The sequence below is a fragment of the Treponema sp. genome, assembly GCF_051883275.1.
GTDB lineage: Bacteria > Spirochaetota > Spirochaetia > Treponematales > Treponemataceae > Treponema_D.
In genome coordinates, this window is sequence record NZ_JBJETK010000059.1 from 1 (window position 1) to 11,555 (window position 11,555).

Genomic DNA, 11,555 nt, shown 5'->3' on the forward strand with positions numbered 1-11,555 from the left:
TATATAACTATGTTATTTTACACTTTTTTATGATATACTTTCTGTATGCAGAATATAAGAAAACTGCCGGTTGGCATTAAAAGTAAGGGAAAAAAAGAACTTTTCAAGAGGTTGAAATCGAAGAGCTTGAGAAGTACAGAACTGATATCACCTTATGGAAGTTATTTTTATGAATGAACCCTTAATATCAGTAATAATCCCCTCGTATAATCGTGCTTTTATTGTAACCGATGCAATCAATAGTGTTTTGCAGCAAACGTATAGAAATATCGAACTTCTTTTTATTGATGACTGTTCTACTGATAATACGGAAGAAATTGTAAAGAATATAAAGGACTCAAGATTTCATTATATCCGTCTTGAAAAAAATTCAGGTGCATGTACAGCCAGAAACAGAGGAATAAAAGAAGCAAAAGGCGATTATATTGCTTTTAATGATAGTGATGACCAATGGCATATTGATAAACTGGAAAAACAACTCTCTTTTTTAAATAAGAACAAGGCTGACATCGTACTGTGTAAAATGGAATGCAAAAATAACAATGGAGAATTTCTACATTTGTTTCCAAATTATACAGAAGATAAATCCATTTCTTATCTCAGCTTACTTGAATACAACTGCTCCAGTACCCAAACCCTTTTTGGAAAAACTGAATGCTTTAAAAAGATTTTATTTGACGATAAACTTCCTAGACTTCAGGATTGGGATGAAGTTCTGAGGCTGGCTCAGTTCTATAAAATTTTTTTTCAAAACACTGTTCTTGTCAATACTTTTATGCAGACAGAATGTATTTCATCTCATCCTGAAAAAGGAATTGCTGCTATGGATATGATATTCGAAAAACATAAAGAAAATATTTTGATGAATGACAATATCTTAAACAGTTTCTTTAAGAAAAAAGCAGCTTTTATCTGCAAAGCAGGTAAAAATCCTGTTCAAGAAATGGAATTACTGTGCAAAAAGACTCCTTCTGCATCAAACCGTATCAGGCTTATAGCAGCTAGAACTGGGATTTACAAATATTTATTAAAACTAAAGGAATCGTTTTAATTTTTTCAGCAGGTGTATAAAATATGAAAATTTTTGCAATAATGCTTGTAAAAAATGAAGCAGACATCGTAGAAAGCGTAATCAAGGATGCCGAAAAATGGGCTGACCGTATTTTTATTATGGACAACGGCAGCACAGACGGAACCTGGGAAATCGTTCAATCGCTAAAAAACGACATCGTCGTTCCCTGGAAACAGGACTTCAGGCCATATTCAAACGGCTTGAGGGCAGATGTATTCAATGAATTCAGGTATGAAGCGCAGGACGGCGACTGGTGGTGCTTCAAACTGGATGCGGATGAATTTTATTTTGATAACCCGCGGATATTTCTTGAAAAAATACCGAATAAATATTCTTTAGTTGCAAAAAAATCCCTTGACTATGTTTTAACCGAAGAAGATTTGAAAGAATATGATTTTTCAGGAAATTTTGACAAAGACAGAAATCATATAAAGTATTTAAAAAATACCTGCTGGAGCGAGCCGAGATTTTTTAGATACAGAAAATCATTAAAGTGGAATTTCGAAACGACATCTCACTATCCGAAATATGCCGGAGTTTTGTTCCCGGAACTTATACTTGTAAAACATTACCAGTTCCGCTCGCCAAAACAGATGCAGGCACGTCTTGATTTGAGAAATTCACTTTCAAACAAGAAAGACGGCATCTGTTTCAGGCACGTAAAAGAAACAGACTATAAAGAACTTTTAGCAGACAAAAACAAATGCCTGCTTGACAGTAAAATAATATCACAAGGGGGGGGGTACAAAGATATACCAGTCCGCAATTCTTTACAGCAGCCGATGTTTAAAAGAATTTTTCTGCGGATAGGAATTGCCCTAAAACTCTTCTAGTAAGCAAAACGCCATATCCGCAGATAAAAACGGACAAGGGATAAATACCCCTGAATACGGATATGGAGATATTTTTTCTAATATTCATCAAAAAACTTATTAACAGGCTTTCTCATTTTTTTAAATTTATAAATCCAGTGGCTTTTATGCTGCATTTCATAGAGAAAGATTTTTCCGCCATTATAGAAAAATACAAAAACCTAAAAGGAGAGCCGACGGTTTCAGAACAAAAAGAAAATCAAAATGATGGAAACATCTGGATACTTTGGTGGCAGGGCTATGAAAACGCACCTGTAATTGTAAAAAAGTGCATTGACAGCATAAGAAAAAATGCCGGAATCCATCCTGTAATTCTGATTACTAAAGAAAACTGGCAGAATTATGCAGATATTCCGGAATACATAATAAAAAAGGTATCTAAAGGAAATATCTCGCTTACGCACTTCTCTGATATTTTGCGGATGGTTCTTCTGTCTGCTTATGGCGGACTTTGGCTTGATACTACTGTCTTTGTTTCAAAAGAAATTCCTGAATATTGTTTTACTCTGCCCTACTTTTCAATTCACTATGAAACGTCAACAAGCAAAATTGCAAACGGACGTTGGACAGGATTCTGTCAGGGAGCGCATAAAAATTCTATAATACACAGTTTTTGCCGGGACATATTCTTCGAATACTGGAAAAAATACAATAAACTTGCAGACTATTTTCTGATTGACTATGCTATGCTGTCCGGGTACAACAATATCCCAGAATTTAAAAAACTTGTAGATTTAATACCGTTCAATAATCAGGGAGTCAAGGAACTGGACAGGCATTTTAATGAAGAATATTCAAAAGAGTTTATTTCTTCAATTTTAGAAAAATCTGTTTTTTTCAAGTTAAACTGGAAAAGAGAATATAAAGAAAAAATTGACGGTAAACAGACAGTTTACAATAGGTTTATATACGGCGATTTAATTTGATTTTTTATTGGTATAGTGCAGAAAAATAAAATTATTTATAAATACTGAGCAGATAGATGGTAAAATACCTTTCGCTCTAGTCTAAAACTTTTTTTTGCATTATAATTTTAAAAAATTTCGAAAAAAGTTCAGTTTTTTGAGGTAACTTCGTAAAATAGCCGAATACGAGTTTCTCGAAGTTACCTTTAATACGATTTCACTTTATGGGAGAAAAAAAATGTCTATCAGACTTGTAACAGATTATCTTGATGCTTCCGCAGAAAAATACCCGGAAAAAATTGCTTTTGCAGACGAGAACAGAGAGATTTCATTTTCACAGGTAAAAAGCGAGGCTTTAAAAATTGCAACAAAGCTTATTAATGACTCAGTTTTTAAAAAGCCTGTTGTAATTTACCTTGATAAGAGCGTTGAGGTTCTTGTTTCATTTATGGGAGCTGCATACTCGGGAAATTTTTATACACCGATTGACACAGGAATGCCCTCCTCCCGAATCGAAAAAATAATGGAAACGCTGTGTCCAGCTGTCATAATAACAGATGAGGCGCATAGGAATGCTGCCTCAGAATTTTCAGGAAATACGCCTGTCATTCTGTACAGCGACATCCAGAAACTTACGGCAGACGAAGCTCTTGTAGAGCAGGCAAAAACAAAAATTCTTGATACTGATATTCTCTATGTGCTCTTTACATCCGGTTCTACGGGTACTCCAAAAGGTGTAATTATCAGCCAGAAAGCCTGTATTGACTATGCTGAATGGGTTACAAAAACATTTGATATTTCAAGCAGCACAATATTCGGAGAACAGGCGCCTTTCTATTTTGATAATTCGATTCTTGACATTTACCAGACTCTTAAAAACGGCGCTACGCTATACATCATTCCGCAGAAATTCTTTATGCTTCCAAAACAGCTTTTTGAATTTCTTGCGGAAAAGAAAGTAAACACGATTTTCTGGGTTCCCTCTGCGCTTTGCATTATGGCAAACCTTAAGGCTGTTGGAAAATTTCCTGTTCCGACACTGAAAAAAGTGCTTTTCTGCGGTGAAGTAATGCCGAACAAACAGCTTAATGTATGGCGCAAGGCGTTCCCTGACTGCCTTTATGCAAATCTCTATGGTCCTACTGAAATCACTGATGTATGCGCTTACTATATCGTTGATCGGGAATTCTCCGATGACGAGAGTCTTCCGATAGGCTTTGCCTGTGAAAATACTGAGATAATAGTCTTGAATGACAAGAATGAGCGTGTGCAGAAAGATGAAAAAGGCGAACTGTGCGTGCGCGGAACCTGCCTTTCATACGGTTATTACAACAACCCTGAAAAAACGCAGGCAGCTTTTGTTCAGAATCCGCTCAACAGCAAATATCCAGAAATAATCTATCGGACTGGAGACATCGTTCACTATAATGAGCGCGGTGAACTTATGTATGACTGCCGCAAGGACTTTCAGATAAAGCATATGGGGCACAGAATTGAGCTTGGAGAAATTGAAACGGCTGTTTCTGCAGTAGAAGGCGTTGAGCAAAACTGCTGTCTTTATGACACAGAACACAGCAAGATTGTAATGTTCTTCACTGGCTCTGTAGAAGCTCAGCAGATTATAGACTCAATAAAAAACGCTGTGCCTGAATATATGATTCCGAACAAGAAAATCAAGCTTGATAAAATGCCGATTAATCTGAACGGAAAAATCGACCGCGTAGAACTAAAAAAAATGTTATAGAAAACAATAGAATTTTATGGAGAAAAAAATTATGAATGAACTTATTGAAATCCTGCAGGAAATGAAGCCGGATGTTGACTTTTCAAAGGAAAATGCCCTGATTGACAATGCGATTCTTGACTCCTTCGACATTGTTCAACTTGTAATGAAACTCAACGAGGAATTTGACATTGAAATCGGTGCTGAAGAAATAGTGCCGGCAAACTTCAACAGCGCAGAGTCTATGCTCAAGATGATTGAGCGTCTACGGGACTAAAAAAAAGACTTGAAAAAACAAGAAGCCGCCTAGGCGGCTTCTTGTTTCATATAGATTTACTTGCAGGATTCCCTCAGGCTCTTTATATAATCACAAACCTGCTTTGTATGTATGTCTCTGTACCAACTGTTGTAGTGGCCGTAGCAATCTGAAAATTTGTAATCATCTGTGCTTCCGTAAAAATACTTCTGGTCAGTACAGTTTATATAAAATCCACCCCCCCCTTTAAGATTTTTTATGAATTCGTCTGTCTTATCAAAAAAGGAAAGAGTTTTGGGCACTGTTTCTATTACGCTTTCTGGAATTGCATTTGACATAAAATAAAGTTCTATGTTGTTTTTTATGCAGAAACTGAAAATCTTTTCAATATACTTTTTGTCATTATCTTGCATATCATCAAGATATTTTTGATTCACAACTTTATCAAAATCCTTTGGAACTTTTCTTTCTGAAACAGGAGGTTCCAGGGAAGTTGTTTCTTCCCGATAAACTGAAGAATTATAATTTCTGCCTTTTACAAGTTTTTTATGCTCTCTCAGTTCTTTCTTAGATTTCATTACATTTGGAATTTCTGTAATATTTTCAGGAAATGAAGCGAATTTAAAGAATGTTGAAGTATATTTCTGAGTCATTACATTTTTTGCAGTAAGTTTTATAAGCTCCAGATTCAAAGGGGTAAACATATCCTGCATGAATTCCCTGTACAACTCCTCCGAATGGGGATACACATATGGTGGATTTTCAAAATTCTGAAGAACATCAATTCCTATAACAACAGTCTTAAGATTGTGTTTCTTAAAAACATCAAGCAGAATATAATAAAGACTTTCCGGGTATGAGCCTTGCGGTGAAAGAACAAATGCATTCTCATTGAATTCCTGACTGATAATTTTTGCATTCATTCCATTGGATTCAAGAGAATCGCCAATAACAAGAAAATCTATATTCTTGTCATATTCACGGTATTCAGTAAAATGCCGGTTCAACGACGACCAAGGATACAAAAGAAAATTAAAAAAACATACAGAAACAATCACAAGGAATATAAATCCCGCACATTTAAAAAAATTTCTAGAACAATGCATACATAAAACCTGCCATATTAGAAGATTGGAAAAACGGAGTTCCCAATATAAGGAAAAGATAAATAACCCATCTTGCAGCAATTGGAGCTGAAGAAATTTTCTCTCGTACATCCATATTTTTCTCTTTCATTACACTTACAGCAATCCAAATAAGGCTGAATGCAATCACAACCAAAATCGTAAGTTTTCCAAAGCCATTGAAACTGAAATTTGAAATCAAATTCCAATTTGTGAAAGAAAAAAGCTGCTTTGTCATTCCAAGAGCCTGTTTCATATCTGTAACATCGTCAACCAATGCACCGATATTTACAAGATAAAAAGTTCTTAGAATCCTAAACAGTTGCCATCTCTTTGATTTTTCATTTATATGGAAAACAGCCAAACCTTTTCTGTACACAGGCTCCATCATTACAGAAAATGCTATTATTCCGCCGTGAAAAAGACCATAACACACAAAATGCCATTCTGCTCCATGCCAGATACCAACAACAAGGAAAACAAGAATATTAGCAAGCGCCATTGGAACTACACGCCCAAGATACTTGTTCTTTGCGCTGAGTTTTTTTCCAAATTCAAGCATTGTTTTTGACAATGCAAACGGATAGAAAATATAATCTTTCATCCATGTTCCAAGCGTAATATGCCATCGCCGCCAGAATTCTGCTATTGACTGAGAAAAGTACGGCTGCCTGAAATTTTCTTTAAGTTTTATTCCAAAAAGTTCTGAAACACCAAGCGCAATATCCATTCCGCCTGCAAAATCCGCATAAAGTTGAATTGAATAAAACACAAGTCCAAACATTATTATAAAATTCGGGAGTGATGCATATTCTTCAAATATATAAGAAACAACTTGTCCAGCCCTGTCCGCGATTACAAGCTTTTTCATCAATCCCCAGAGAATTCTTTGAATTGCGAACTGAGTATTTTTTAAATTGAAATTATGCTCTTTTTCAAAAAACTCATACCGCAAATCATTGTTTCTGTTGATTGGTCCCTGAACAATCGAAGGAAAATAGCTTACACACAAAGCATAGCGGAAAATATTTTTTTCAGCATCGTACTTTGAGTTATACACATCAATTATATAGCTTACAACTGAAAACGTGTAAAATGAAATTCCCATTGGAATTAAAAATTTTATAGGTCTGTAGACATAGTCGCTATTGAACAAAACTATAACCGAGTTTATATTCATCAAGAAGAAATTTGAATATTTAAGCACAGCGAGTATTCCAAAACATATTAAAACACCAACAGCTGCAACAATTTTTTTAGTTCTTCTGCATTTTTCCTTAAAAAACTTCTTTTCAGTGCGGTCTTCAGTATTTGAAATCAAGACGGCATACCTGTCTTTTATCTTCTGCATCCATAATGCTATGAAAAATGAAAATACAGTTGAAAAAACAAGATATAAGCAGGCTTTTAAGCTAGCACAAGCATAAAAAAAGTAGCTGGCTGCAAGAAGAACACACCAACGCTTTTTTGCTGGAAATAAATAAAAAACAACAGCAGTGGCAAAAACAAAAAAGACAAATCCTGTAGATATAAATGTCATAATTTTTTTTCCTTAATTCCATTAATACTGGGCATACATAAATACCGCGTTGCCCGGCGAAAAAGACATTGACAGTATAACAAGAATAAGAGGAAAATAATAGGCTGCCCAGCGCACAACTATTCCCTTTTTTTGGATTGAATCATATACATCAATGTTTCTTTCTTTCAAAATGCTTGTTACAAATACTATTATTCCGGAAATAAAAATCAATACAAGCTGTGATTCTACATCACGGAAACTGCCGAATATCTCCTTTAAGTATGATTGAGATTTCAGAAGTGAAAGTGGTCCGAAATCAGTAAAAGTCCGCTTCAAATACAGAAAACTTTTTGGAACGTCATAAATTCTGTCAAAATATGCGCCTATATTTACAACGATAAATGTCCGTATAATCTGAAAAATATGAAAACCGCGACTTTTTACGTTTATATGTAAAAAATTCCCCAATCGGTCGAATGCAGGTTTCAGCATATCACTGAAAGCAATGACAAGTCCGTTATACAGTCCCCAGACAACATAATGCAGTTCAGGACCGTGCCATATTCCTACAAGCAGGAATACTACAATATTTGCAATTCCGGCAGGAACTGTCCGCGCAAAATGTTTTCCAAGATGACTGGCGCACCACTTTCCAATATTCTGCATATTTTTTGTAAGCGCAAACGGGAAAAAGACATAATCCTTCATCCAAAGACCAAGACTGATGTGCCATCTCCGCCAGAAATCGGCAAGGCTTGTAGAAAAATACGGCTGACGGAAATTCGGCTGCATTTTTATGCCGAAAAGCTCTGCAATTCCCAGAACCATATCAATTCCGCCGGAAAAATCTGCATATTGATAGATTGAGTAGCCGAGTACGCCAAAAAGAATAAGGCATCCCGGAAGATTTGTATATGAATGGTCAAGGACAGATGAAATTCTATTTACAATCAGGTCTGCGATACAATATTTTTTCATCGCACCAAACAAAATCAGCAGAACTCCGTGCTTTATGTTTTCAAGGTCAAAACTGCGTTCTGCTGTTAGCTGTCCGCTCATTTTGTCAAACCGGTTGATGGGCCCCATTATCAGCTGAGGGAAAAACGAAACGAACAGAAAATATTTCAGGAAGTTTTTTTCCGGCGCATATTTTCCGTTGTACACGTCCATAAAATACGATATTGTCTGAAACGTGTAGAAAGAAATTCCGAGCGGAAGAAGAAGCGTTTTGTGTCCGGCAAAATAAAGAAAATCAAGCGAAACGGAAACTTTCACACTGAAAAACTGTATTATGGCATTCCAGTATTTTAAATATGCAAGCACGCCAACATTGCACACAAGAACGACCGCAAGAATCAGTCTTTTTCTGCGCTTTACATTTTCTTTTTCATCCTTAAAATCTTCTTTTGAAAGAGATGACTTTTTCTGCTTCAGTCGTTCCTGAAAAACATTGACCGACGCAGCACCAAAGAAAGTAACCGCAGACGTAAAAAGAATAAATACAAAATTAGGAATTCCTGAAAAAGCATAAAAAACAATGTTTGCAATCAGGATAATTTTCCACTGATGTTTTTTTGGAACTGCATAATAGCACAATAGAGAAACAATCAAAAAGCAGATAAATGTATACGATTTGAAATCAAGCATAATTTTTTCCTTAAAATTTATATGAACCTCAAAAAGTTTTAGTTTTCAAGACTCCGGTTATAGAGCACTGTAATATTTTGTAAACGAAGTCTGCTGAACTTTGTCATAATAGCTTATGACTTTTATTTTTCCGGAAGAATTTTCAGGATAATAAAAGCATCTGTCAGAAGAGTTCCTTGCAATTGGAATTTCTTTTCCGCCAGAATATGCGGTAACATCATATTCTACAAGGGAATCATCACAGTTGTTCATAACAGGCAAAATTGAAAAACTTGCATTTTCCTTGTCTTCTTCAATTATATGTCCGTAAATTTTAGGCGGCAGAAGAGAAAGTTTTTCCGAATATGTGGAAAAAAACATTTCCAGACGTTCGGTTTCGCTTTTATTATAGAAGTCGCAGAAAATATTTGTAAATTTTTCAATTCCGTATTTATTCAGATGGTTGTCGTCAAAAAAATCTGAATCGCACAAGTCCAGATATTCCGGTTTTAAAAGACTAAAATCATAATAGGGAACATCATATTCGCAAAGAATTTCCCTGATAAACGCAATATATTCATCGTAGTTCTGTTTTTCCAAAAGATAAAAATTGGTACTCGGATTCTGATAAAAGCACAGCCGGATTTTTTTTTCATCGCACAACCTGATAATCTTTAATACAGTTTCCTTCCATTCCCGGCTTATATCCTTCACAGGAATCGGATTAACAGGCTCTGAATAAAGCGAGCCTTCTTCTACAACTTCATCGTCAAGAACGCAGCCTTTTCCTGCATAGACAGAATCGTCGCTTTTATATTGATACTTATAATACTCGCCGGAAATCTTTGATTTCAGAACGTAAAGTACAGAAGCTGGATTTAAGTCAATCAATTTTTCCTTTCCAATCGGCAGAAGGGAATTAAGATAATATTTTGGGGAAGTAGCTCCTGCCAGATATTCAATTTTTGCAGCAGGATTCTGCAGATAATGAGCTACAAGAAACGTACTTTTTGAAGGCTCTGATTTTGAGTACAAAGATGTTGTTGCCGTAGCAAAATCAAGTTCCACAAAAACATCTTTCAGATCATAAAGACGTATGGCCTCGCGCAGAATAGCATACGTTCCGTTTAAGGACTGGCTTGGTGTACCAGTGCTGAATGAACGATATTCGCCGCCGGCAAGTTTTTTATCTGCAACAGTTGAATTGATACCGTGGCTTACGTGAGAAGCGCCGCAAAAAAGAACATCAATTCTTTCCTGATTATAAAACTCGTGCATCAGAACGCGGGTATAGGCATTAACGTCATTAATAAGAACTGTAGAAAGGAGTCCGCTTAGAAGAAAAAAGATTGCAATAAAAATAATAAATTTAATAGAAAACAGATGTTTTTTTATCATTTTTCAAGCATAATATTTTTTTTTAATTTTGTCATGCAACTATGGAAAATTCCTTAGACCGAGAATCTAAAAAATCAGCATTTGCGCATCAGGTAAACCATATCAACAAGGCGGATTCCGCAATCATATATTTCATGGTCGTAGTTATCCACAAAAAAATTCTTGACCCTATGCGAAACAGAAAAACCGCAGCTTTTGTAAAATGACAAGGACGGAGGACAATCGCCTGTTCCAGCAAAAAGCTTTTTGCAGTCAGGATAACAGCCGGCCACATAGTCCACAAGCATCCGGCCATATCCCCGACGCTGGAACTCTGGAACAACAGCAATATTTTTCAGCTCGTACACTCCTTCGCCTTCCCTTGTGACAACACATTCAGCTTTTACACCGCAGTCATCCAGAACAAACATATCTCCGCGCTCCAGATACCTGTCAATCATGCTTTCCTGCTCATCAGCCAAAAGAAGCAGCTCCAGATATTTTTTCTTGCCGCTAGTGATTTTCAATATTTCCAAGTTAGCCTCCGTTTTACAAGCGCAATAAATTCATTGAAAACTGAACAATATTCAGTGTCAGCACCATCTATTTGTATGACCACCCCAGCATTTTCAGGCGGGGTGAAAACGCTAGATGTGGGGTAGTTTGACAATCAATTCATCTTAAATTTTTGTATTTACATACTGTGAATATTTATCCAGACACTCAGATGTCCACTTATTTATACTATTCCAAGCAGTTCTACCATCAGGGTCTATATAGCGTACCGGATTGTTCCCCGCGTAGTGATACAAATTGCCATTTGTTTGTAAAACCCCTATTTTTTGCCTCCTTTTGACTGATTATAGCACAAAAAATATAAATTCATCGCTTTATTTTTTTTAATTTCGGAAGAATCCGGCTTTTTTTGCACGCATTCTCCCTGAATTTTGTGGATTTCTACGCATCTTCCCACAAATTGCTATTTGTGGGAGGAAAATAGCGCGTTTTCAGACGGGGTGAAAACGCTAGATGTAGTGGTATTAAATTTTAAATTTCCAATCAAACATTTCTTACTAAA

10 protein-coding genes are annotated in these 11,555 nt (G+C 35.9%); 5 read left to right on the forward strand and 5 right to left on the reverse strand.

Annotated features, from left to right (window positions below; translation table 11 throughout):
• Positions 1-154 precede the first annotated feature (154 nt).
• The 5 genes from ACI4L0_RS09790 (at position 155) to ACI4L0_RS09810 (ending at position 4,849) form a co-directional block, all read left to right on the forward strand.
• Positions 155-1,051, forward strand: a complete 897-nt coding sequence (locus ACI4L0_RS09790) for a glycosyltransferase family 2 protein (RefSeq protein WP_439799990.1) — start codon at positions 155-157, stop codon at positions 1,049-1,051.
• 23 nt (positions 1,052-1,074) lie between these two features.
• Entirely contained in the window at positions 1,075-1,905 is an 831-nt protein-coding gene (locus ACI4L0_RS09795) for a glycosyltransferase family 2 protein (protein WP_439799991.1), read from the forward strand.
• A gap of 146 nt (positions 1,906-2,051) precedes the next feature.
• Positions 2,052-2,870, forward strand: a complete 819-nt coding sequence (locus ACI4L0_RS09800) for a capsular polysaccharide synthesis protein (RefSeq protein WP_439799992.1) — start codon at positions 2,052-2,054, stop codon at positions 2,868-2,870.
• A gap of 217 nt (positions 2,871-3,087) precedes the next feature.
• Positions 3,088-4,593: an amino acid adenylation domain-containing protein gene (locus tag ACI4L0_RS09805; protein WP_439799993.1), complete on the forward strand. Its 1,506-nt coding sequence runs from the start codon at positions 3,088-3,090 to the stop codon at positions 4,591-4,593.
• 31 nt (positions 4,594-4,624) lie between these two features.
• Entirely contained in the window at positions 4,625-4,849 is a 225-nt protein-coding gene (locus ACI4L0_RS09810; RefSeq protein WP_439799994.1) for a phosphopantetheine-binding protein, read from the forward strand.
• 56 nt (positions 4,850-4,905) lie between these two features.
• On the opposite strand, the gene ACI4L0_RS09815 is transcribed toward ACI4L0_RS09810, so the two are convergent.
• The 5 genes from ACI4L0_RS09815 to ACI4L0_RS09835 all read right to left on the reverse strand — a co-directional run bounded on the left by ACI4L0_RS09815 (position 4,906) and on the right by ACI4L0_RS09835 (position 11,013).
• Entirely contained in the window at positions 4,906-5,853 is a 948-nt protein-coding gene (locus ACI4L0_RS09815; protein ID WP_439799995.1) for a hypothetical protein, read from the reverse strand.
• Between the two features lie 67 nt (positions 5,854-5,920).
• Positions 5,921-7,303 (reverse strand): MBOAT family O-acyltransferase, encoded by a 1,383-nt coding sequence (locus ACI4L0_RS09820; RefSeq protein WP_439799996.1) that lies wholly within the window; start codon positions 7,301-7,303, stop codon positions 5,921-5,923.
• Positions 7,304-7,513: 210 nt separating this feature from the next.
• Positions 7,514-9,121, reverse strand: a complete 1,608-nt coding sequence (locus ACI4L0_RS09825; protein WP_439799997.1) for an MBOAT family O-acyltransferase — start codon at positions 9,119-9,121, stop codon at positions 7,514-7,516.
• 57 nt (positions 9,122-9,178) lie between these two features.
• On the reverse strand, positions 9,179-10,498 hold the full coding sequence (locus tag ACI4L0_RS09830) for a hypothetical protein (RefSeq protein ID WP_439799998.1): 1,320 nt from the start codon (positions 10,496-10,498) through the stop codon (positions 9,179-9,181).
• A gap of 74 nt (positions 10,499-10,572) precedes the next feature.
• A complete protein-coding gene (locus ACI4L0_RS09835; RefSeq protein ID WP_439799999.1) occupies positions 10,573-11,013 on the reverse strand; it encodes a GNAT family N-acetyltransferase in 441 nt (146 codons plus the stop codon).
• Between the last annotated feature and the right edge of the window lie 542 nt (positions 11,014-11,555).